The sequence below is a fragment of the Oligoflexia bacterium genome (assembly GCA_034439615.1).
GTDB lineage: Bacteria > Bdellovibrionota > Bdellovibrionia > JABDDW01 > JABDDW01 > JAWXAT01.
Window position 1 is genome coordinate 41,425 of sequence record JAWXAT010000034.1, and the last position, 24,376, is coordinate 65,800.

General features: G+C 39.1%; 19 protein-coding genes. 11 read left to right on the forward strand and 8 right to left on the reverse strand.

Annotated features, from left to right (window positions below; all coding sequences use genetic code 11):
- The first annotated feature begins 11 nt into the window (after positions 1-11).
- Positions 12-1,241, forward strand: coding sequence for an AmpG family muropeptide MFS transporter (locus tag SGI74_08205; protein MDZ4677478.1), 1,230 nt, complete (start codon positions 12-14; stop codon positions 1,239-1,241).
- Positions 1,222-2,217, forward strand: a complete 996-nt coding sequence (locus tag SGI74_08210; GenBank protein MDZ4677479.1) for a serine/threonine protein kinase — start codon at positions 1,222-1,224, stop codon at positions 2,215-2,217. Before SGI74_08205 ends, SGI74_08210 begins: the two co-directional genes overlap by 20 nt.
- 5 nt (positions 2,218-2,222) lie before the next feature.
- Here SGI74_08210 and SGI74_08215 read toward each other — a convergent pair whose 3' ends face one another.
- Positions 2,223-2,489 (reverse strand): hypothetical protein, encoded by a 267-nt coding sequence (locus tag SGI74_08215; GenBank protein MDZ4677480.1) that lies wholly within the window; start codon positions 2,487-2,489, stop codon positions 2,223-2,225.
- A 147-nt stretch (positions 2,490-2,636) separates the two neighbouring features.
- Here SGI74_08215 and SGI74_08220 point away from each other — a divergent pair, with 147 nt between their 5' ends.
- Entirely contained in the window at positions 2,637-4,022 is a 1,386-nt protein-coding gene (locus SGI74_08220) for an FAD-binding oxidoreductase (protein MDZ4677481.1), read from the forward strand.
- Here SGI74_08220 and serA read toward each other — a convergent pair.
- Entirely contained in the window at positions 4,019-5,245 is a 1,227-nt protein-coding gene (gene serA / locus SGI74_08225; GenBank protein MDZ4677482.1) for a phosphoglycerate dehydrogenase, read from the reverse strand. The two genes, SGI74_08220 and serA, sit on opposite strands and share 4 nt — an antisense overlap.
- A gap of 106 nt (positions 5,246-5,351) precedes the next feature.
- Between serA and SGI74_08230 the strand changes: the two genes are divergently transcribed.
- A complete protein-coding gene (locus SGI74_08230; protein ID MDZ4677483.1) occupies positions 5,352-6,851 on the forward strand; it encodes a class I adenylate-forming enzyme family protein in 1,500 nt (499 codons plus the stop codon).
- On the opposite strand, the gene SGI74_08235 is transcribed toward SGI74_08230, so the two are convergent.
- Complete coding sequence (locus tag SGI74_08235) at positions 6,852-8,615, reverse strand: thioredoxin family protein (GenBank protein ID MDZ4677484.1); 1,764 nt, start codon at positions 8,613-8,615, stop codon at positions 6,852-6,854.
- Entirely contained in the window at positions 8,612-10,762 is a 2,151-nt protein-coding gene (gene ppk1 / locus SGI74_08240; protein ID MDZ4677485.1) for a polyphosphate kinase 1, read from the reverse strand. The genes SGI74_08235 and ppk1 overlap by 4 nt, the downstream gene beginning before the upstream one ends.
- A 92-nt stretch (positions 10,763-10,854) precedes the next feature.
- On the opposite strand from ppk1, the gene SGI74_08245 reads away from it, so the two are divergent.
- The 7 genes from SGI74_08245 (at position 10,855) to SGI74_08275 (ending at position 18,905) form a co-directional block, all read left to right on the forward strand.
- Positions 10,855-11,937: a class I SAM-dependent methyltransferase gene (locus tag SGI74_08245; GenBank protein ID MDZ4677486.1), complete on the forward strand. Its 1,083-nt coding sequence runs from the start codon at positions 10,855-10,857 to the stop codon at positions 11,935-11,937.
- Entirely contained in the window at positions 11,934-12,512 is a 579-nt protein-coding gene (locus tag SGI74_08250) for a hypothetical protein (protein ID MDZ4677487.1), read from the forward strand. Before SGI74_08245 ends, SGI74_08250 begins: the two co-directional genes overlap by 4 nt.
- A 26-nt stretch (positions 12,513-12,538) precedes the next feature.
- Positions 12,539-13,045, forward strand: coding sequence for a tetratricopeptide repeat protein (locus SGI74_08255; protein ID MDZ4677488.1), 507 nt, complete (start codon positions 12,539-12,541; stop codon positions 13,043-13,045).
- A 107-nt stretch (positions 13,046-13,152) separates the two neighbouring features.
- Positions 13,153-14,952: a 2-oxoacid:acceptor oxidoreductase subunit alpha gene (locus tag SGI74_08260; GenBank protein MDZ4677489.1), complete on the forward strand. Its 1,800-nt coding sequence runs from the start codon at positions 13,153-13,155 to the stop codon at positions 14,950-14,952.
- On the forward strand, positions 14,949-16,019 hold the full coding sequence (locus SGI74_08265; protein MDZ4677490.1) for a 2-oxoacid:ferredoxin oxidoreductase subunit beta: 1,071 nt from the start codon (positions 14,949-14,951) through the stop codon (positions 16,017-16,019). Before SGI74_08260 ends, SGI74_08265 begins: the two co-directional genes overlap by 4 nt.
- 118 nt (positions 16,020-16,137) lie before the next feature.
- A complete protein-coding gene (locus SGI74_08270) occupies positions 16,138-18,204 on the forward strand; it encodes an adenylate/guanylate cyclase domain-containing protein (GenBank protein ID MDZ4677491.1) in 2,067 nt (688 codons plus the stop codon).
- A 2-nt stretch (positions 18,205-18,206) separates the two neighbouring features.
- On the forward strand, positions 18,207-18,905 hold the full coding sequence (locus SGI74_08275) for a class I SAM-dependent methyltransferase (GenBank protein ID MDZ4677492.1): 699 nt from the start codon (positions 18,207-18,209) through the stop codon (positions 18,903-18,905).
- Between the two features lie 10 nt (positions 18,906-18,915).
- Here SGI74_08275 and SGI74_08280 read toward each other — a convergent pair whose 3' ends face one another.
- From SGI74_08280 to SGI74_08295, 4 genes are read right to left on the reverse strand one after another with little or no spacing between them, the layout of a single operon-like run.
- A complete protein-coding gene (locus SGI74_08280; protein MDZ4677493.1) occupies positions 18,916-20,586 on the reverse strand; it encodes a hypothetical protein in 1,671 nt (556 codons plus the stop codon).
- Entirely contained in the window at positions 20,583-22,712 is a 2,130-nt protein-coding gene (locus tag SGI74_08285; protein ID MDZ4677494.1) for a FecR domain-containing protein, read from the reverse strand. The genes SGI74_08280 and SGI74_08285 overlap by 4 nt, the downstream gene beginning before the upstream one ends.
- Positions 22,713-22,771: 59 nt before the next feature.
- Entirely contained in the window at positions 22,772-23,662 is an 891-nt protein-coding gene (gene hslO, locus SGI74_08290) for an Hsp33 family molecular chaperone HslO (protein MDZ4677495.1), read from the reverse strand.
- Positions 23,663-23,666: 4 nt separating this feature from the next.
- Positions 23,667-24,260 (reverse strand): LemA family protein, encoded by a 594-nt coding sequence (locus tag SGI74_08295; GenBank protein MDZ4677496.1) that lies wholly within the window; start codon positions 24,258-24,260, stop codon positions 23,667-23,669.
- Positions 24,261-24,376: the final 116 nt, after the last annotated feature.

The following is a 24,376-nucleotide window of genomic DNA, read 5'->3' on the forward strand; positions in this document are numbered from 1 at the left end:
ACGCTCATTTCATGAGCTCATCATTTTGGAAAAACTTCTTTAGCGGGCGCATGCTCATCACTTTTCTTCTGGGTCTTAGCTCAGGAGCTCCACTTCTCATGACAGGCTCTACACTTCAAGCTTGGATGACTGATGAAAAAGTTGATCTTGCTCTCATCGGTGTTTTTTCACTCGTTGGAATTCCATATACATTAAAGTTTTTGTGGTCACCAGTCATGGATCGCTACACCCCACCATTTCTAGGTCGTAGACGTGGGTGGATACTCATCACACAGATTTTACTAGCCCTTGCTATCGCTGGTCTTAGCTTTACAAAACCAGCGGAATCACCCTGGCTCGTAGCAGTACTCGCTCTTTGCGTGACTTTTTTTAGCGCGAGTCAAGATATCGTTGTTGATGCCTACAGAAGAGAAATACTTAAGCCTCAAGAATTTGGAATCGGCTCATCTTATTATGTCTTCGGGTATCGCATGGGACTTCTCATTTCAGGAGCCTTTGCACTTTATCTTGCAGATCAAATTCCTTGGAACCAGGTCTATCTTTTATTAGCTGGGGTTATGCTTTTATGTACGGTGTTTACGATTTTTGCGCCAAATCCTCCTGGCAATATTGCTCCACCACGGTCACTAAAAGCTGCCGTGATTGAACCATTTATTGATTATTTTAAGCGTCGTGGAGCCATTGAAGTTTTGATTTTTCTATTGCTCTATAAAATCGGCGACAACATGGCTGCAAGCATGACGACACCATTTGTTTTAGGCATTGGTTTTACCAAAACTCAATACGCTGCCATCGCAAAAACATTAGGTCTCGCTGCTTTGATTTTTGGTGGATTCATCGGCGGTGGACTGCTTGTAAAAATTGGACTCAAAAGATCATTATGGATCTTTGGAATATTTCAAGCCGCATCAACTGCTTTATTCTCAGTTCTTGCCAAAATCGGCCCCGACAATACTTGGCTCACGATTACGATCGTTGTTGAGCAACTCACTGCAGGCATGGGAAGTGCGGCTTTTGCTGCATTTATGCTAGGCCTTACAAATAAAAAATTTACGGCCACTCAGTATGCACTTTTAAGCAGTCTTATGGGAATTCCTCGAGTCATCATTTCAGCCCCGACTGGTTTACTTGCAAAACATGTTGGGTGGGTCGAGTTTTTCATCATCTGCACAGTTGTCGCTATTCCTGGGCTTTTGATGCTTTTGCGTTTTAATAAGTGGCATGAAGAATCACCACAATGATACACCACTATCTATGTCAGACTTCTTTTACGATCTAACACCTGAACATATTTTATCTGCCATCGAACAAGTTGGACAACGTTCTACGGGGCGTTGTTATGCACTTAATAGTCTAGAAAATCGTGTCTATGAAGTAGAGCTCGAAGATAACTCAAAAGTAGTCGGAAAATTCTATCGCCCAGGTCGCTGGACACGTGATGCGATTTTAGAAGAACATGAGTTTTTAAAAGATCTCGCAGCCGCTGAAATCCCCGTAGCTGAACCTCTCAAACTTCAAGATGGCTCCACCCTTGGTACCGCTGAAGGCGGAATCATGTTTTCTGTGTTCCCTAAACTTCGAGGCCGGGCTCCTGAAGAACTTAATGATCAACAACTTTTGCAATTAGGCCGTTTTTTAGGACGTATTCATAATGTTGGCGCAAGTAAAAAAGCTAGTCATCGAATATTACTCACACCTGAAACTTACGGAGTAAACCCGTTAAAGTTCTTAAGTGAAAATAACTGGCTATCTCTTGAAATTGCCACTCGCTATAAACAGGTGGTTCAAGAAATCCTAGATATTTCTACACCGTGGTTTGCAAATATAAAAACCCATCGCATTCACGGCGACTGTCATCTCGGAAATCTTCTCTACAACAATGACGGCCCATTTTTCTTAGATTTTGATGACATGGTCACAGGTCCTCCGGTTCAAGATCTTTGGCTTTTGGTACCCGGTAATGACGAGCAAGCTCTCAAAGATCGTGATGTGTTTTTAAAGGGCTATACTGAAATGAGAGAATTTGATTTTACAAGTCTTAGACTTGTTGAACCACTGAGAGCTTTTAGGTTTATTCACTATTCTGCATGGATTGCGAAACGCTGGAAAGACCCTGCATTTCCTAGAATATTTCCAGATTTTAATACTCACAAATATTGGTCATCTGAATTATTAGATTTAGAAAAACAACTAAATTTTATTAAGACTCTGAACTGATTTAATTATTCTACAGTGTCTATGGCGAGTAAATCGGCATCTAATTGATCAGTCTTTTCTTGTAAGCTTCTCATTGTATGTGCTCTTTGTGCCTCATGATTTGCAACCACAATGTCTTCAGGGTTACTTTTAAAATCTTCAGCTGTGAAGACAACATGAGTCACTTTAAGCTTCTTAATTCCAGCTTTCGCTTTATCAGCTTGAGCTGATAAAGAAATGCCCATAATTAATGTTAAAACAGCTACGTAATTTATTATCTTTATTGAGTTCATTTTTATTCCCCTTTATTCCCCTGCCGTAATGGCTTACCTCCCTATAGAGCACGGGATATGCCGCATCGGTTCAATCACCGAAGTTTATAGCGATTTTGACCGTCTAAACTTTTGACACCCGTCTGATCTTTGATAGACACTTATTCTATGAAAACCATTATCGAAGATTTTCACTCTATTATTGGCTCTGAAAATGTCATCTCTGACGATCAAAAAACCGCTTGGGGAAAAGACTATACTAAGGCTTATACGCCAGACCCCCTATTAGCTGTTTTGCCAAAATCCACAGATGAGGTTCAAGAAATCTTACGTTACTGCCACAAGAATAAAATCTCAGTGGTACCCTCTGGAGGGCGAACGGGCTTAAGTGGCGGTGCAGTTGCCACCCAAAAAGAAGTGGTTATTTCAACAGCCCGCATGAAGAAGATCTATGACATTAATAAAATTGAAAAAACCATTCATTGCCAAGCTGGGGTTGTTACAAAAGAGCTTCAAAGAGCCGCCTGGGATGCCGGACTCTATTTTCCTGTAGATTTTGCTTCAAGTGGGAGCAGCCAAATTGGCGGAAATATCGCAACCAACGCAGGGGGCATTAAAGTCATTCGCTATGGCCTGATGAGACAATGGGTTTTGGGCATACAAGCTGTACTTGCAGACGGCACCGTTTTAAACATGGATAACGTCTGCATGAAAAACAACACAGGTTATGACCTTAAACATCTCTTTATTGGGAGTGAAGGTACACTTGGAATTATCACTGAGGCCATTTTAAATCTAACCACTCAACACGACGAACTTTTAGTATCGATTTTTGGAGTGCCTTCACTTGAAAAAGTGACTTTGCTTTTTGACCTTGTACAAAAAATGAAACTCAATCTCACAGCTTATGAATTTTTCACTGAATCCAGTCTTAAGTATGTTCAAGAACACACACATTTGCAGTCACCATTTTCAGGATACTTTCCCTTTTACGCTCTGATTGAAATTGAGAAAACAACTCCTGCTGATCAAGACAAACTTGAGCAGTTCGTTGAAAAAGCTATGGAAGAAGGTTTGATTTTAGATGGCGTCATGGCGCAAAGCTCTGCACAATCTACAGAGTTTTGGGGTTTAAGAGAAAATATAGCTGAAAGTATTACGGCCCTCACAGTGGCCCATAAGAATGATATTTCATTGCCACTTTCAAAAATTACAGCATTTTGCACAGATCTTCAAAAAATGATCGATCAAAAATATCCAGGCTTTGAAGTGGTTAATTTTGGCCATATCGGTGATGGCAATCTCCATGTAAATTTCGTGAAACCTGAGAAAATGTCAAAAGACGAATTTTTTGCTTACACAAAACAAGCAGATGTCGCGATGTTTGAACTTGTTAAAAAATACGGTGGGAGTATTTCAGCTGAACACGGTGTGGGGCTCACAAAAAAACCATTTTTGCATTTTACAAGATCACCAGAAGAAATTGCTCTTATGAAATCGATCAAAAAGGTGTTTGACCCATTAAATATTATGAATCCAGGTAAGATTTTTTAATATAAAATGCGTGTGCGAATGCTTGTAGAAAGTACTGATATCTTCTCTTTCACTTTATCAGAGAGTTGTTTATCAAGATCCATGATGAGATATCCGATATCTGAATCTGTTGATAAATATTGCCCCTGAATATTGGCTCCGAGATCTGACACAATACTATTGATATCTTTTAATACACCCGGAACATTTTTATGAATATTTAATATACGATGACTTCCGCCAAGTACTGGTAAATCTACTTGAGGAAAATTCACAGAACTAGTTGTACTTCCGTTATTAATGAATTTTGAAATACTCGTTGCTACTTCAACACCAATATTTGCTTGAGCCTCTTCAGTACTTCCTCCGATATGGGGAGTTAGAATCACGTTTGAAATTTTTTGAAGCTCACTTTTAAAAACCTGATCATTACTTTCGGGCTCTTCAGGAAACACGTCTATAGCAGCACCGGCAATGTGTTTTGCATTGAGTGCATTTTTTAACGCAGCAATATCTACCACAGTGCCCCGGCTAGCGTTAATAAGATAACTCCCCTTTTTCATAGCTCTAAGTTCATCTTTACTAATCATATTTTGGGTTTGAGGAGTTTCAGGAACATGCAATGTCACAAAATTTGATTCTTTCAACAATGTTTCAAGTTTAGCAACTTGTCGGCCATTGCCGATGGGCATTTTAGTAATGATGTCATGGTAGATGACTTTCATTCCAAAACTCTCGGCTAAAATACTTACTTGAGAACCAATGTGACCGTAGCCAATAATACCTAAGGTCTTACCTCTGATTTCATAACAACCGCTCGCTGATTTATCCCACTTACCTAAATGAAGTTGTGAGCTACGATCGCCAATTTGACGAGAGAGCATTACGATTTCAGCTATTACAAGTTCTGCGACACTTCTTGTATTGCTAAATGGAGCATTAAATACAACTACACCGTGAGTCTTTGCGTTTTTAAGATCAATTTGATTTGTGCCGATGCAAAAAGCCCCGATGTTCATAAGCCTTTTTGTTTGTAATAAATATTTTCGAGTTATTTTAGTTTTTGAGCGAATACCTAGAACATGCACATCACTGGCTTTTTTAATCAGTTCATCCTCAGTAAATGCATGTTTTGCACCTTCTACAGCAAACCCCTCTGATTTGAGCATCTCATGTGCAATGGGATGGATATTCTCCAGTAAAAGAATTTTAATTTGGTCTTTGGGATAAGAAGTTTTTTTCATCGCATTAATTAAACAATTCTAGAAATCATGCGTCAACTTTCTTTTAGACTTTCGTCTACTGTTCTTGTCGTTGACACAACACACCGCGTATCGTTAACCTTAAAAAATGCTCATAGGACAAAAACTCGCCGTAACTGCAAATCAAAACGCCATAAAACCCGCTTTTAGATATTTATCAAAAGCCACGAATTACAAAGAAGCTTATAGCTACATCAATCGCTATTCGTATTTTTTGCAAAACGAGATAATGCATAACAAAAAAGTTCTCGTGTACATGTCTAACTGCCCGCACATCGCGTATACTTTTTTTGCTTTAGCTAATACTAAAAACATTGCGGTTCCCGTTGATCCAAACAGCCCTGAGCCTTTAATTGTAGATAAAATCAAAGAACTCGCCATTGATGCCATAATCGTCAGTGATGATTATGTAAAACGCGTTCAAGACATGCTTAAAAATAATCGCATGACATCAATTCGAGTTATTCAATGCGAAGCAAGGCGCTGGGGAGAATACGACACAACATACCGTTTGCCTACAAGTGTGACGGCTTCAGACAATGACATCGTTGCCATTTTTGAAACAATGGGTTCGGCTGGAAAACCAAAACTTGTACCCTGGACACACACCATGGTTCAACAAGCTACCCTTGTGTTAAAATCAATTTATCGTCCAAGTTCTATCGACACTTTTTTTACATACAATGCTTCGCTCATGAATCCGTTTTATTTCATGCACGGTTTAATTTTTCCGTTGATGAGTGGATGTCAGATTTTAATTACTGACATCACAGCGCCTGAAGATTTAGCTAAAGAGTTATTAGAAGCAAAAGCATCACGCATATTGATGAAGGGCTCGACCATTGAAGAATGGCTCACGTCGTTTAAAAATATAAATCTTAAAATGCCGCTCTTTAGAAGCTTTACCCCGGCTCCATCACCCATTGCACCACGAGTAGAAGAATTCGCGCTGAGTGAGTTTAACTCAAAAATTCTTCACACCTATGGTTCAGTCGAAAGCTGTTGGGCTGTGTCTGCACGACAATTTGAAGAACCAGAACCATTTGACAGCGTAGGTCAGTTTTTACCAGGCGTAAAAACAAGAATTATTGATGAAAATGGTGATGATATCCCAGGTAACAAACCACAAATTGGGCAGCTTATTATTTCTGGCCCCAGTGTGGCCACTGCGTATTTCAATGACAAGGAAAACACAAAAGTGAATATGCGTGGAGCATGGTATTTCACCGGCGATTTTGTTGAAAAAGATAAAAAAAATGTGGTCAGGTTTTTAGATCGTAAAGATAATATTTGTAAAGTCGTTACGACTACGATCGTACCAAAACATATAGAAGCAAAACTAAGAGAATGCCCGGGCGTTGATCAAGTTGCTATACTCATGACCAAAGATCAAATTGGAAAAAACCAACTCACCGCCATCATCGTGAAAAAAATCGGCCAAGACATTTCAGGTACTGACATCACAAATTTTTGTAAAGCCAACTTTACTGATCATGAAAGACCTAAGATGATCGCTTTCATGGCAGAATTACCAATTGATCCACACGGTCAAATCGATAAATACAAACTACGATTTGAATTTGCCTAATTAATTACTGGATCCTTCAAATTTCTTCTTCAAGATTACGAGTTTGTCATAATAGCGGTGAGTTCTGATGGTTTTATCGGTGGGAAGCTGAGTTCTTGAAATCGCGTCATTAAGTATCTCAAGTGCTTTTGATTTATTCTTTTTCTTTTCATAAATGCTGGCAACCACTGCAACTACTCTAAGTTTATTATCACCATAAGATAGTTCTAAAGCTTTTAGTGCTTTGACCAATGCTTCATCGTAACGTTTGTCATCTTCAAGAAGTCTTGCATGCTGAAAGAAAAAACTAAAATCTGTTGAATAAATAGTTTGAAGTTTTTCATACAATTTATGCGCTTGTTCTGGCTGACCTGATTTCCATAAACAATAAAGTCGATCAAGATTATACCCACGCTCAGTAGACTCATTTTGCCCTGATTTTTTAATCAGTTTTGAGAACTCTTCATAGGCTAAATGATACTCTTTTTCAACTTCTTCTTTATTATCTAACCCATCAAATTGAGAAGCCCGGTAACTATGCAGATCTGCAAGTGTCCATTCTTCATTTTTCATGGCCTTGTAATTAGAAATAAACCACGCACTCAATTTAAGGGCGTTTTGATGTGTAAGCGCTTTTTTTTCTTTATCGCCCACACTCTCAGCAAGTGAAGCAAGTTGATCATGACGCTCTAATGACTCAACAACTCGCAGGAACCACGCAAGTGCGGTTTCAATAATCGTGATACAACTTTTCTTTTGTGATTCAGTAGCCGACTTATCATTGGCACTTGCATTACAAACACCTATTTGAGCTGTGAGAAGTTTATTTCTCTTAGAATCTCGAGGAGCCCATTTCTGACTAGCCTTTAATAAATATGACTGAGCCTCATTGTACTCACCTCGCTCTAAATATGTGAGACCTACTGAATAAGCTGCAGACAAATTATTTTCATTATCCGCCTTACTTTTTAGTTTATCAAACGATTGATCTTTTAGGTTCAGTGCTTTTTTCATTTCAGAAATAAATACAGTTTTCTCTCTAGCACCAACAATACGCATCACTTCACTTCCATCAGATGAAGCAAAAATGACTGTGGGATAACCACGTACTTTATATTTTGATTTTAAATTCCATGAAGTTGATTGATCTGCATCGAGTTTTAAAAGCACAAACTGAGATTCGATTTTCTTAAACTCACTAGAATTAAAAACATTCTCCTCTAACTGATTACATGGCGGACACCACACACCATAAAAATCAATCATCATTGGTTTGCCAGATTGCTTTGCTAATTCGAGAGCCTTTTGACTGTCATTATCAATAAAACTCTTATTATGAGCCACCGTCTTATTAGCCGACTCTGATGTTTTAGATTCTTTAGAACGATCCCACTTTGAAATGACTATTTTTTTATTTTCACAAGTAAATGTTTGAGCACGTGGGAGACAATAAGTTTTTTTATCATCACAAACATACAGCATTGCTCGAATATTACATGGATCAATTTTAGTGTTCCACCGAGCCTTTAACCAAACACCATCAAATTCAAGTTTCTCAGCTTTTACCCAAGTTGATTTTTTAGAACTACCAACACTGCTTTCAACTAAATTTGGTGAATCTTTATTAAAATGATGACCTTTTGGAGCCTCAAAACTAATCGACTTAAGATTATCTTCGATTTGAGATTCATTGAGGGTAAAACCTATGTCTTCAAGATCCGCTTGGGAAGATAAGCTCATAAAAAAAATTCCGAAATAAATGAAAACCATTTTTAAACCCATCATTTGACCAATTCTCCTTTAGCCACTTCAGGAAGTGGAGGAATATTTAGAGCATCATCTTTTTGCAGTACGAATCTTGATTCAAGAGGTGTGTTTTTATAATTACTTTTTGCTAATCTCTGAAAAACCTCTTGAGCTTGATGTGGTGGTTCGCCAGGTGAGGGTTGTACCCGCACCCAGTTACTATCAGGCAAAAGCATGCGAGCTTTTTGATTATCTTTTAAAAATGTCTCTAAAATTACGTCACGAATGTATTTTTTTAATTCAGGATCATTAATTGGAAACGCAACTTCAATACGATTATGTAGATTTCGCGGCATCCAATCAGCACTTGAAAGATAAATATGTGGGTTGCCCCCGTTTTGGAAAAAATAAATTCTACTGTGCTCTAAGTAACGATCAACAATACTAATAACGCGAATATTATCACTTAGCCCGGGGATTCCAGGTCTTAATATACAAGCTCCGCGCACAATAAGATCCACTTTAACACCCGCTTGAGAAGCCCTGTACAAGGCCTCAACAAGTTTTATATCTACAAGCGCATTCATTTTAGCAATAATATGAGCAGGGGCTCCTAATTTTGCACGTCTGATTTCATTTTGAATCCATTGAGAAAGTTGATCATGCAACTGAACAGGGGCAGCTACAAAACTTTCAAATTTACGTGGAATAATTCCGATTTGAATTGCTTTAAAAATTTTCTCAGCATCTCGACCTATCACAGGGTCAATGGTGAGTAGACTCAAGTCAGTATAAAGTCTTGCGGTATTTGAATTATAATTACCGGTTCCGATGTGTACAAATGAAGTTTCTTTATCGCCTTCTTTTCTAATGATTTGTGTTAATTTGCAGTGGATTTTTTTATCAGAAAATCCTTTTAAAATTACAACACCATATTTTTTAAGCTCTTTGGCAAGTTCGATATTACTCGCCTCATCAAATCGAGCGCGCAACTCAACAGCCACGGTAACTTTTTTACCGTTCTTAGCTGCTTGTATCAGCGCTTCAACTATGGGGGATTGTCTACCTGTACGATAAAGTGTTTGCCTAACTTCAGTGACATGGGGGTCAATCGCCGCAGCCTGCAAAAGATGCACAACCGTATCAAACGAATCATATGGGTGATGCAGTAAAATATCATGACCTCTAATAATTTGAACCAGATCAGGCACACGTTGAGTAACTGTTGCAGCTTTACTTTTTGGAAATCGCAATGACTCAAAACCTTCGATATCATAAAGACGCCACAGTACTTTTAAATCAAGTGGCGCATCATACCGATAAAGTGCACGCGCATTGAGTTTATAAGCGTTGGCTAATAAAAGGGCCCCATCAGAAATATGAGGAGCATCAACTTCAAGTCGAACCACAGTCAATCTGCCGCGTGCAAGAATCGCCTCTTCAACTGTTGTGAGAAGTTCTTCTGGGTCTGTATTAGGGTCAATGATCACATCGGCATCGCGAATAAGTTTAAATGGAAAGGCCTCAAGCACTGGCTCATCCGGAAACAAATGCTGAGCCCCTGCAACAATTAATTTTTCAGCTAATACAAAATGATGTGTAACTTGTGAAACATCGCCTGGTAAACGCACGAGTCTATCAGCCGTATCAGCTAAACTAATAATTGCAAATTTAGTTTTAAATCTCACAAACACGTAAAGACGACTTCCATCAAGAAGATTGAGTTGTGAAAGATCTGCGAAATGTTGAATTTTTAAATGGGGTTGTAATTTTTTAACATGATCTAAAAGTGCCGAATCTGTGGGGCTGATTTGAGTTTGCATGTAAAGTTGTTTTGCTTTTAGTTTTTCTAAAAGATCACGAAGCACTAAACCTTGATCCCCTTTTTGCTCTAATGCCCACTCGCGTATTTGATACAAAACATCAATAGTTTGTTGACCATTGTCTTCTTTGGCATGTGGCCTGAGCTTCACCTTGCGTTCAAGGCCAGCAACGCGGATCATAAAAAATTCATCAAGATTTGAACTAACGATAGAAACGAATTTTAAACGCTCAAGCAAAGGATACCTCACATCTTGAGCTTCTTCGATGACGCGATCATTAAACGCAAGCCAACTCAACTCACGATTAGTGAGAGGTTTGAGTTCAATTTTATTTGCTTTATGCGTCGCTGTTTTTTCAGTCATGGAGGCATAGCCTAGCTTAAAATTCTTATGGCCTCAAGTTATGTCCTTGACCAAAAGTACACACAAGATTGAGCATATTAAGAGGGAGAACCATGGAAAAAGTACGGGCACAATACGACAAATTTCCTTACCCAAAAGTAAGTTGGCTAGCTCATATCAATCCAGCCAGTGTAGCCCATGCAAACTATGAGAGTGGGGCAGCCCTTGTTTACAGAGTTTTTCAGAAGCATGAAAATAAGAAAATACTTTTGCTGGGCTGCGGCACGACTGAGCCAGCGGCTTTCGCCATTGCACATCCCCATACACGAGTAACAGCTGTGGATTTCAGCTCAAAATCTATCAGCAATGCAAAGCGATTTTGTAAACTTCATTTAAAATTTAATGTCGATTTTCATAAAGTTGATCTCTTGAATTTTTGTGAACAAAACCAATCACAATTTGATTACATACATTGTTACGGTGTGATTCATCATCTCAGTGACCCCCAAAAAGGCTTTGCCGCAATAAGACGTGCACTTAAACCAAATGGCTTTGCTCGTGTGATGGTTTATTCAACAAGTAGTCGATGGCGCATTCAAAAGATCCAAGCCCTTGCCAAACTTTTAAACATCAATACAGCTAAAAATCTCACAGCCCTTCTCTCAACATTACCAATTGATCACCCATTAAGACTTACTTTTGAGATGCACCCTGAAAAAAACAACCACTCAGGTTTCACCGATGCTTTTTTGCATGCTTGTGAAAACAGCTTCACACTTACCGAACTTGAAAAAACTTTAAACGCCAATGATCTCATTCTTCATCATTGGGATTTTTCACAAAATATTATTAAGCTGCTATTACAAACCCCAGGTTATACTACCTTTGAAAAAATTAAATGGTTAGAGGCAAGTGATCAATGGCCAACGTCTTTTAATTTTTGGGTATCACCATTAAAAAAAGTTAATCACACGACCAATTCATATATTACCAACCCCTTAATCAGTTGGCGTTTTAAAACAAATCTCCATTCAACTTTGCTTCGAAATACAATTAAACTTACCCCCCAACATCAAAAATGCTTAGCATTGTGTAAGGTTTTGCCTCTGCAAAAAAACATCATCCCTCCTGAATTACATAACACTCTGTATGAATTGGTTCAGGCGCGTTTTATATTAGAGGTAAATCACCAATGAGTACTTCATTCATTGCACCCCTTCTATGGACAAACAACACGGTCGATGAATTTCAAAGTCTTTTAAAATCAGCACATGATCTTAGAATTACGTGGAACTGGGCGCCCTATCATCAATTAGGATTTCAAGTTTTTTTATGGGCAAGACAAAATAATTTAAGCTTACTTCAATTAGGCGAGCGACTTAAAGACCTTTCATGCCCGACACCTTCACGAGCCATGACTTCAGTATTTAAAAATTTAAATCTTTTAGATGAAACAGGAAGAATCAAAAACTTAGACCCCGAACCTCGAATGAGAGAAACTTTGCGTTTAATTGATGAACAATTCAATGAAACTTCTAAGACATATTTTCTTCCCACAATTTGTGATCTACAAAAACTCCTCACTCCACTTTCTTTCAAGTTTGACTTAAAGCTGGACACTGAATTTGAAGAATCGTCTAAATGGTTTACACATACCCAACAGCTCATGAAGAGATTTCAGGATACCTCACCCTGGGATACAATTTGTGTGGCAGAAATTCTTATCGGTACTACAAAATCAGCTTCCATACTTACTTTGCACAGGTTATAAATTCATCAACCTTCGGGGAGAAGTTGATGGAATTAGCAAAAGTTTATAGCCTCAAAACACACAAAGCCAAACAACTGGTTGAAGATGGAAAACATCAAATATCAATTGGTGATCTCGATGTGGCTGCAGAAACATTTCAAAAATCTATTGAGCTCGACGCCTCAGCCGATGCGTACACCTATTTAGGGTGGGTACTAAGCCTTAAAAATCAAACTGATGAAGCTATTGAATTATGCAAAAAAGCCATAGCAATTGATCCTGATTTTGGAAATCCATATAATGACATCGGTAGCTACCTTATCCAAAAAAATCTGCTAACTGAGGCTATTCCTTGGTTAGAAAGTGCCAAAAAGGCAAAACGCTATGAGCCAAAGCATTTTCCTTACCTTAATTTAGGCCGTGTTTATTCAGCCCAAGGTCGTATTGATGAGGCTATTACTGAGTTCAAAATCGCCCTCAAATACGCTCCTGAGCATCAAGAAATCAAAAAAGTTCTCCTTCAACTTGAGAATATCAAGAACCCCTCAAATTAATGCTCCGCGTAATCACCTAATAAGCTGTAAAATTTGAATTGATTCCTCTCACGTAACAGGCGAGAAACAAGTTCGCATCTTTTTTCAAAGAAAAGGATTTAAGAACCATGAGTCAATTAATTGTCAATGACTGCAGCATTTCCATGGCCACGGTCAATGGAAGCGGATCACAATCAGCAAACAATATTTTGCTTAAAACATTTTTTCGAATGGGAATACCTGTTGGCGCAAAAAATCTTTTTCCGTCCAATATCGCAGGCCTTCCAACTTGGTACACAATCCGCGTAAACAAAAACGGATACACTGCACGAAAAAAAGAATTAGATATTCTTGTAGCTTTGAATCCCGCAACTTGGTTAGACGACGTCAAATCAGTAAATAAAGGTGGCGTTGTAATTTACAATAGTGAACTTCCAAAAGTCACTGGCATGCGTGATGACGTAACGTACTACCCTGTTCCATTTAAAAAAATCGCTGAAGAAAACTTTACTGAAATTAAACTTAGAAAACTTTTAACCAACATGATTTATGTTGGAGTGCTCACTGAACTTTTAGGAATAGATTTTGATGTTTTAAAAACGGCTGTTACCGATAACTTCGCGAGCAAACAAAAAGTCGTTGAAAGTAATCTCAAAGCTGTTCAAGTGGGTATCGATTGGGCAAAAGCAAATATTAAAAAAGTTGATCCCTTTAGAGTAGAAAAAATGAATGAGAATAAAGGGAAAATCATGATCGACGGTAATACAGCCGCAGCTCTAGGTTGTGTGTACGGCGGGTGTACATTTGTATCGTGGTACCCCATCACACCCTCAAGTTCTGTCTGTGAAGCCGTGATTGATTATTTTGAAGAACTCAGAGTTGATAGTAAAACCGGAAAGAAAAATTTTGCTGTGGTTCAAGCTGAAGATGAACTTGCAGCACTGGGCATGGCGTTAGGTGCTGGTTGGGCAGGAGCACGTTCAATGACTGCTACTGCTGGCCCCGGTATTAGTCTCATGGCAGAGTTCACAGGCTTTGGTTACTTTACAGAAATTCCCACAGTAATATTTGATATTCAACGTGTTGGACCATCAACCGGGTTACCCACACGCACAGCTCAAGGTGATGTAGACTTTACTTATCGCCTCAGTCATGGCGACACTCATCATCCAATTTTATTTCCAGCTAATCCGATAGAATGTTTTGAAATGTCTAATGCAGCTTTTGATATTGCAGATCGCCTTCAAACACCAATTTTTGTTTTAAGTGATCTTGATTTGGGAATGAATCAATGGACAAGTGAAAAATTTAAAATGCCTGAAAAGCCTTTTGATCGCGGTAAAGTTCTCGACGTCGAAGGCCTCAATAAAGCTGGTAAATTTGAGCGCTACCGTGATGTTGATGGTGATGGAATTTGCTATCGAACACTTCCAGGCACTGATCACAAACTAGCATCTTACTTCTTACGTGGTTCAGGTCACAATGAAGGAGCAAAATACACCGAGAAATCTGAAGACTATGTGAATCTTATGAATCGGTTGAAGAAAAAATTTGATACCGCAAGAAAATATGTTCCGTCTTGCATTAAACTAACTGAAGCTGGTGCAAAAGTGGGAATCATCGCCTATGGCAGTACAGATTTAGCAATGAACGAGATTCGTGACTCTTTACGCACCCAAGGTTTAAAAACTAATTACCTACGATTACGCGCATTGCCTATCACAGATGATGTTAAAAAATTCTATGATGAAAACGATCGCATTTATGTTGTTGAGCAAAATCGCGATGGTCAGATGGAACAAATTTTACGATTAGAGATGGGTAAAGACGGACTCAAAAATCGCGCGGTAAAATATTTTGATGGTCTTCCATTAGATGCACGTTCCATTGTCGATGATGTTCTCGCCCAAGAAAGAGGTCAAGCATGACACCACCAAATGATGCACCAGCACCTGTAACTCCAGCTGCTCCAGCTGCCCCTACTACCAACAAGGTTGGATTAACAAAAGCTGATTATAAAGGTGCGCCGAGCACGTTATGCACTGGTTGTGGGCATGATAGTATTACAAATCACATCATCACTTCGTTTTATGAATTAGGAATTAATCCACACGAAGTAGCAAAGATGTCAGGAATAGGTTGTTCATCAAAAACTCCCGCATATTTTATGAGTCAAGCACACGGATTTAACTCTGTTCACGGTAGAATGCCCTCAGTTTCTACAGGTGCAAAAGTTGCTAATTCAAAACTCAATATGATTGCAGTGAGTGGCGATGGCGATACCGCAAGCATTGGGCTTGGGCAATTTTGCCATCTTGTGCGACGAAATCTAGATATGGTGTACATCGTTGAAAATAACGGCGTGTACGGTTTAACAAAAGGGCAATTTTCAGCTACAGCAGATAAAGATTCAAAACTTAAATACGGTACTGTAAATCCTTTTGAACAAATTGATATCTGTGAACTTGCGATTGCAATGGGCTGTTCGTATGTGGCGCGCTCTTTTTCCGGCGACCCAAAACAACTTGTTCCATTAATTAAAGGTGCGATGAGCCACAAAGGTACAGCAATTATCGATTGTATCAGCCCTTGTGTTACGTTTAATAATCACGAAGGTTCATCTCGTAGTTATTTGGCAGTAAAAGAAAAAGACACACCTATTCATGAAATTGGATTTGTTCATGGTGCTGATGAAATTAAAGTTGATTACGCCCCAGGTAGTTTAAAAGAAGTTGAATTCCCGGATGGAAGTATTGTGACGTTAAAAAAATTAGCTTTGGAATATGATCCTACAAATAAACTTGCAGCTATCAATATGCTTGAAGAATCAAAGCAAAAGGGTCAGCTCTTAACAGGTCTATTCTACGTCAATACCACCAATCGTCACCTCACAGAAACCATGGCGTTAACTGACACTCCCCTGGCCCAGCTCACAGAAAAAGAACTAAGGCCCGGAAGTGAAGCCCTTGATAAAATCTTGCAGGGTTTTGCTTAAAAGTTACCCAGACTTTTAGTGGATCTACTAGACCATTGGCCTAGGGTCTTTTATTCCTATTTAATAAAAACAATAAAAAATCATGATGTTACGGCCATAAAATGCCGAAAAAAGAAGCATGAGTGATGATGAGAATTCAGAAGTAAAACCTCCTTTTGATTTTCCTCCAATTCCTACGGATTTGGCTACGCCAGAGGTGAATGAATTCACCGTTGAAATTCCAGTAGAAGTGCAAATGGAAGTTGCTGTTGAAACGCCAGTTGAATTACCACCAGATGTTCCAACGATACCTACTGTACACGCAACGGTACCTGCTCCCGCCACACCACCACCTATCCCGGTAGCAGCTGTCGCCCATGTTAAGCAGGCAATGCGAATACCCATTGCTCTTAAGCTTTCATTTATTACAACGCTGCTCATGCTTTGCGCAACAATTCCGATTGCACTTCGTTCGAGTCATTTGTTTGAACAAGAATCAGGAAAGCGTGAAGAAGACACCAACCGTGACCAAGCAAAAACCGTATCTGATGAAGTACAAGAAACTTTTCAGGGCGTAATTGATAAATCAAAAGTTATTGGTAGTATTCTATATAAAACATTTGATTCAGAAGCTAATCGAGAAGCAGCTCTTGAACTTTCATTCAGATCAGATCGAGATCTCGTAACCGTTGAAGTTCTGACACTTGTTGATAATAAACCAGTGGTTATCAAAAGAATTATCAACGAAGAATACTTAAAACAATATGATCTTAAAACTAATTTCATAGAAAATTTAAGAAATGCAAAACCATTTCCCATTGCAGTAAATTTTGCTGGCGATGTTGAAATTCGCAACTCAACTGTTGAGGGTGGAGCCCCGTTACTCACTATTGGTATACCATTAGTCAAAGATGATCTTGGCAATATCACCCATGTTGTTTTAGCTGATGTAAGGCTTGATAAAATTCAAAAGATATTTTCAACAGTAAGTGAGCGTACTATTTATCTCATTGATCGTGAAGGTCATGTGCTAGCACATCCAGATGAGAAACTAGCTTTAACTGGTAAAAAACTTGATTACATTCCTATTGTATATCAAGCCTTGACTAAAAAAGTAGGGCAATTTCAATCTCGTTTTGAAGACCCAGAAACTGAAGAAACGTTTGTCGCTGCATTTGTTAAAACACCTTTTGGCGCCACAGTTGTTTCTCAAGTTCCTGAAGCTGTAATTCTTGAACCTTCTCAGTTTGTAAGACGACAAGCTTTTTTGATCACAGGAATTGTTGTTTCCCTTGCCTTATTTTTCATTGTTCTTTTTGCTGCAAGTCTCACTCGCCCCTTAGAGGCATTGGTTCTTGCCACAAAAGAAATTGCAAAAGGTAATTTTGAAACATGTGTATCAGTAAGTACAAAAGATGAAGTTGGAGAACTCGCAACAGCTTTTGGAGACATGGTCGGCGGTCTAAAAGAGCGCGATAAAGTTAAAAATCTTTTTAATAAGTTTCACGGAACAGGTGTCGCCAATCAGTTGATGTCAGGGGAACTTAAACTCGGAGGAGAACAAAAATTAGCCACAGTTTTCTTCAGTGATATTCGTGGATTCACCTCATTTAGTGAAAACATCACACCTCAAGAAGTAGTTAATATGCTCAATGAATATTTTAAAGTCATGGTTAGTATTATCAATACCCATAAAGGTGTTGTTGATAAATTTATTGGTGACGCGATCATGGCTGTTTGGGGTGCACCTGAAAGTTTTGGCAATGATGCGGCCAATGCCATCAAGGCTTGTATTCAAATGCGCATTGCACTTGCAGAACTTAATGACAGTCGAATCGCACGTGGACTTCCTGAAATAAAAATTGGAATGGGCGTACACACAGGAATTCTTATTGCCGGAACCATCGGCAGTGATGATCGCATGGAATACACAGTTATCGGCGATACCGTTAACATGGCCTCAAGAATTGAAGCTGCAACAAAAGCGTATGGAACAGATCTTCTTGTAAGTGAAGCAACATGCGACAGTATAAAAGATCAATTTGTACTTGAACTCGCAGGCACAGCCGTGGTTAAAGGTAAGACTGAGCCTTTGAAATTATTTAAAGTAAAAGGCTATCTTGATGAGCAGGGTCAATATGTCGAAGTAACGACTAAGTACTCTGCCTATGCAGCTGAAGCTGCTGATAAGGTGAAAGCCGCTTAACCATGACCCAATGGCCAAAAAAAATCCCCGTTCTCACCGAAGAACAAACACGCATACGTCATGATTTCATGAAACTCTGGCATGAAGTTTTGCCTACCAAGTACAGCTTCATTGAGAAAGTGAATCAAAAATTTGCAATGATGCGAAAGCCTAACCCCAATGTAATGACACGCACTCTTGAAATTGGAGCAGGTCTTGGAAGTCACATTGCCTACGAAGACCTCACTAACCAAGAATATTTTATCAATGATATACGCGCAAATTTTATGGAAACCGCACTCAAACGTTATCCCCAATTAAAATCTGTCGTGGGTGATGTGCAAGTTGGCTTAAATCTACCTGATGGGTACTTTGATCGTATTATTGCAATCCATGTTCTTGAGCACATGCCCGACTTACCAAAAGCACTTATTGAAATGAAACGCCTTCTTAAACCAGGTGGTTATATTTCTGCGGTTATTCCGTGTGAGGGAGGTTTAGCGTATCAACTGGCGAGAGAAATTTCAGCCAAACGCATTTTTGAGAAAACCTATAATACTTCCTACGATTGGTTTATTAAAACAGAACATGTTAGCACAGCAGCAGAGATTTTTTCGGAACTTAAAAAAGATTTTGAAATTGAGAGATCATCTTATTTTCCATTAATGATTCCTGTTATTACAGCAAATCTTGTCATTGGACTTACTTGCAAAGTTAAATGATAGTAATTTTTTAGAATCCGTACTCGAGCATGAAATTGATGTAGTGCCCAGTGATTGATAGCGTATTTGCCTGTTCAGGTGCTGCAAGCCCCACATCTTTGAAAGCAAATTTAGCAGCTTCAACTTTGTATGCGTAACCCATAAATCCTACTAATGAATCCGAGAGACTTAACGAACCTAAGAGTCCCGCTTGATAACTAGGTGTTGCAATATTAGCCCCACCATTTGGAGTTTTCATTCCCATCATCGAATGTGAAGCTTGCACATTTATTTGAAAACCAATTCGACGAGAAAAACCATGGGCAAGTGACACACCTAAGAGTGGGCCAGCCGTAGTAATTGTTTTTTGAACAAATTCTGTAGGATTTGTTGGATCACCTTCTGAAAAAGGAAGCTCTCTATATTGTGCTCCAAAATAAGTTCGCAGTTGCCCGATGGCACCTAAGCGATATCTGTGAACACCGACTAGTGATCCGGCTACATAGCGGTAAGTTGTAGTTTTTAATGTAAAGCCTGACATATCGGCTATGAGTAGCGAACCCCAGTTTGAATCTTTACTAAACCAAACACCTGCACCCAACCGACCAGTCCCACCAATCGCGTTGTAATTTACACCGGTACTTGTATCTGCACTCAACCCCGTATAATTCACCATGCTCAGAAAATAACTTGCCACTGCGAAAAACTGACTCTTTGAACCAAAGCTACCTTCAGACTTAACTTGTTCAACCGCAGCAGGTGATCTTGAACCAATATTTTGTGAAGTGAATTCTTTAACCGCAAATTCTGACGGGCCACGCATATCAGCCAAAGCTCTAATTTTTACACGGTATTTTCCTGAAGGAAGTGGTTTTGCCAAAGTACGTTTTGGAGTTTTTTGAAACCTATGTTCAAAATTCTTCCAATCACCTGTCTCTGTTTTTTGTTCTAAAATGTAATCATATTTCTGTGCGAACTCAACTTGCTCCCAATTCATAAGAGCTGTGTTTGTATCTTCAATTTCAGAGATGCGCGGCAATTCAAGAGTTGCACCATGGAATTCAAAATTACCCGGAGGACTTAACTCCTCACCCTCGAGGTCTCCTTGAGCTAATGGAATTACTTGCCAAGTATAACTCTCAGCTACAGGAATTTTTAGTTTAGCAGAGGTTCCAGTTTCAGTGACTTCTTCTACAACTGTGCCCGCTTTATTTAAAACTCGAACTTTATATTTTTCAGCACCATCAACTGGTTTCCATTCAAACTCAACTTTATCTGATTGAGTCTCCTCAGATTTTATAGCGACTCCAATTGCAGGTTTAATTATAGATACAGGTGGAAGTTTTACCGCGAATTCTTGAGCAGGACTCCACTCACCCGGTACACCGCGACTGTCTAATGAACGTACTCGAAGTTCATATTTACCCGGAACAAGCTTAGCAGTCCATTTACTGGTTTTAATTTTAAATTTTACAGGTGGTTTTTTTGTGTCTTTGTCTAAAATTCTAACTACTTCAAGTTCATAGCCCGTGACACCTTCGACATCTTCAAGTTCTAGCTCAAGGGCTCGACGTGCGAGTTCTGCATTTGCAGGAGGAATTGCCAAAAACAATATAAGTAAAATGAAAATGGCAGAGCTTCGCCGTTCGGATTTCCGAGAATTATACGAGGCTAAAATATTCCACTTCAACTTATGTATCATTGTATTTTAAATTTCTTAAACCCCGGTGCTTTCAAGTCACTCACATCTGGAACACTCAAGACTTTTTCTTCACCTTGAGGCCCTGGTCTTCCGTACTCATCAACTGATGAAACGCTTACTTTATATTCTCCAGGTAAAATGCCTTTAACCTGGCCACTGGTTGAATTAAACTTTTCACTCTTTGCCACTTGCCCATCTGAGCTCTTAACTTGAACTTGATAAGCTTTTGCACCCTCAACAGACTTCCAAGAGAATTGAGCAGAACCATTTTTATGCGCATTAACGGCTGCGGGCATACGCTCACTAAATTGTGGAGGTGGTAATAAGGGTCTTAATCCAACAGTTACATCTCTTGTCGATGTGCGCGCAATGGGCACACCTTTTATATCAAAGGCTTCAACGGTCACACGAAATAAACCGTCTCCTGCCACATCAACTTGTTGATTAAGCTGAGTTGTACTAATGACTTTATCTTCAGCGCCATCAGTTTTTACTGTGACTTTATATTTATCAGCTTTTATACCGCCAAGTGCTTTCCAACTAACTTTTAATGAAGGTTTCTCAGTTACGTAGAGAAAGCTATCTTGATCTTTGCCATCTGCCCAGGCTAGGCGCGGTAATTCTTCAACTGTAAAATAACGAACAAGGCTTGGCTTTGATTCTTCACCTTTATGATCTACTGAAGTTACAGACCATTTATATGAACCTGATTTTGCTTGCGGTATGCGCAATTGAGTTACATCAGAAATTTCTTTATCAACAAGCAACTCAGATTTTTTTGGTGATCCTTTTAAAATCATTTCTTCAACACGTAGATGAAACTTATTAATTCCAGGAACTTTCTCCCACACCAAATAAGCTCCACCGTTTGTAATTGTCTCAAATGAAATGCGTGCATCAGACGCAGGAAGCTTTAACTCAGGTGGTATTAATTGAAATTTTGTTCTTAACATAAACTTCAGCGGCTCACTCACCAACTGTAAGGCAGTACCTGGGCGATAACCAGAAATTCTCCAGTAGTACTCACCATCATCTTTAGGTGAGACAGCAAATACACCGGTATCTTCAACGAGCTGTGAAAAAATGGGTTTAGCAAAGCTTGCATCTTTAGAAAGTTCAATTTGAAGTTTTACTAATTTAGAAGGGTTAGCCCAGCGCAAATCTAAACTTTTTGTTTGTGGGTTTAAACTTGCCAAGGCATCTTTTGCTGGTGATAAAAGTTTTGGTGGAAAGTCAGCGACAATCAAAACTTTACTCACCGTAGAAAAATAAACCTGCTTTGGATCTTTTTTATTCGTAGCAACTAAGCGCCAAAACTGGGAGCCCGGCCCAAGCAGAGCTTGAATTTCACCCTTTGTACCTGGAACAACTTGGCCATAGGGTTTTAATACTTCACGCTTAGTACCCGTTTCAAGTTTTACATCAAAATCAGCTGTTAACGGAACCCAACTAAAAAGCACAGCTTCTTTTTTATCAACGCGAACATAAACTCGCTCATTAGGTGCTGGTGTTTTAAGTTTGAAAAATTGTTGTGTGATATCCATGCCTGTTGCACTGATATTTCCGGATTTGTCTTTATCAAGTGTTAGAGTTTTATCGCCTGAATTAACTTGCGCTGAACCACTATAAACTTGAACATCTAAACCTTGACCAGACCCGCTTTTTCTACCCAAAGACAAATCTGCGTTGTTTAAAGAGATACTTGTGTTTCCGGATTTCAACGCCAAATTACTAGTGTCGCCATTACCTTTGACGTACACATTACCCTTTACGAAATCTAAAGCTACTTTGTCGCCGCTCTCTTCGATAACAACAACAGAATCAGGTTCAAGATCCACCTCTGCACCGGTAACAAAAATAATTTTTGCTTCGCCATCAGGTGCTGTTCTAACAGCTTCGCCAGAATACAACGGATCATCTTCACCAATGCGTTGCCAGATAACTCTTTTAACAGAACGTTTTTGAACTTCGTTTTTTGCCATACTCAGATGGGCGAGAAGTTTTCTATTTCCTTCATCACCGCGACTGTGAAGTGAAAGATCGTATCTGTACCAGCCATAAGAAGAAGCAACACCCGTCACACTGAGCGCTGCTGCAATCAGCAATTTTCTTGAATAAGAAGTCATACATTCTTATCGGAGATTTTCTGTTTTACTTAGCAAAATAAGATAGTTTGGGTGATGCGTTAGGACTTCTTTTTTGATAATCCAAGTAGACCAATCAGAGTGTCTAAATCGACGCTGTACTTTCGTCCGCAAAAATCACAACGCACTTCTGTAGATTCTTTTTTATCCACCAATTCTTGGAGTTCTTTTGAGCCTAATAAAAGTAACGAACGTTCAACTCTGACGGAAGAACATTGACATGAATAATGAAAGCTAAAGGTCTGGTCTAGTTTTCTAAATTTAAGATCTTCTAATATTTCAAAAGCCAGGTCACTGGTCGAAGCACCAGCCCTAATTTGTTCAGTGACGGTTTTCATTTCTTTAACACGCTTCTCTAAAAGACCGAGTGTTTCATCTTTTACACCAGGCATAACTTGTACGATCGTACCACCTGCTGCACTTACAGAATTATCTGGCTCAACAAATACTCCAAGTGCAACGATTGATGGAACTTGTTGAGATTGAAGTAAATAATAAGCAATATCTTCGCCAATCTCACCCGATTGAATTTCAACGGTTCCAGTATAGGGTTGTTTTTCATGGGGTAAAGATGTTGCCACACTGAGCATTCCTTTACCGATACCTTCACCGACATTTAATTTTCCGTTTTTACTCGGAACATGTATCTGGGGATTATTTACAAACCCACGAACACTTCCATCGGAACTTCCTTCGGCAAAAAGATTACCTAATGGACCGTCGCCTTTAAAATAAAGTGCGATGCGGCCATTTTCTTTCATAAAAGTTGCAAGTAACCCAGCACCGATCAAAGCTCGGCCTAGAGCAGCACTCGCGACAGGCATGGTATTATGAATCATGCGTGCTTCTTCAATAACAGAAGTTGCAATAACTGATGAGGCTACAACCGTGCCATCATCAGAAATGAATCTTTCAATAACTGTTTTATTCATATGATTAAAACTTCACCTCAGGAGCTTTTTCGCTACCAGCAGTCGCTTCAAAATATGCTTTCTCTTTGAATCCAGACATACCAGCTATGACACTTGTGGGAAATGAACGAACAGAAGTATTGTATTCTTTCAAAGCTAAATTAAAATCACGTCGTGCGACTGTAATTCTATTTTCGGTGCCTTCTAATTGAGATTGTAGCTCACTAAAATTTGCCGTTGCTTTTATGTCAGGATATTTTTCAACCACTACCATCAATCGTGAAAGCGCTTGAGTCAATTGACCTTGAGCCGCTTCGAATTGTTTAAATTGTTGAGGGTTGTTTAAAATTTCTGGTGTCATTTGAATCGACCCAACTCGTGCACGCGCTTCAACAACTTCTCTAAGCGTATCTTTTTCAAACTGCGCAACACCTTTAACCGTGTTCACAAGATTGGGAATCAAATCTGCTCGACGCTGATAGTCGTTTTGAACTTGGCTCCATTTTTCGTTTACATTTTCTTGTCTTGAAACAAGACCATTGTATGCGCCCATGTAAAACAAAATCAGAATGAGTCCTAATCCGAAAATCGCTCCAACACCAACCAGTAAACCTTTCATTTTAATAACCTCCATAATTTAACGAATTTTAGAGTTTCTACTTCGACTCGACTCATGTCAATAGGCACTCCTGTACCTTTTGGCGCTTGAAAGCTGAGATACCGTCAAGTACTCTA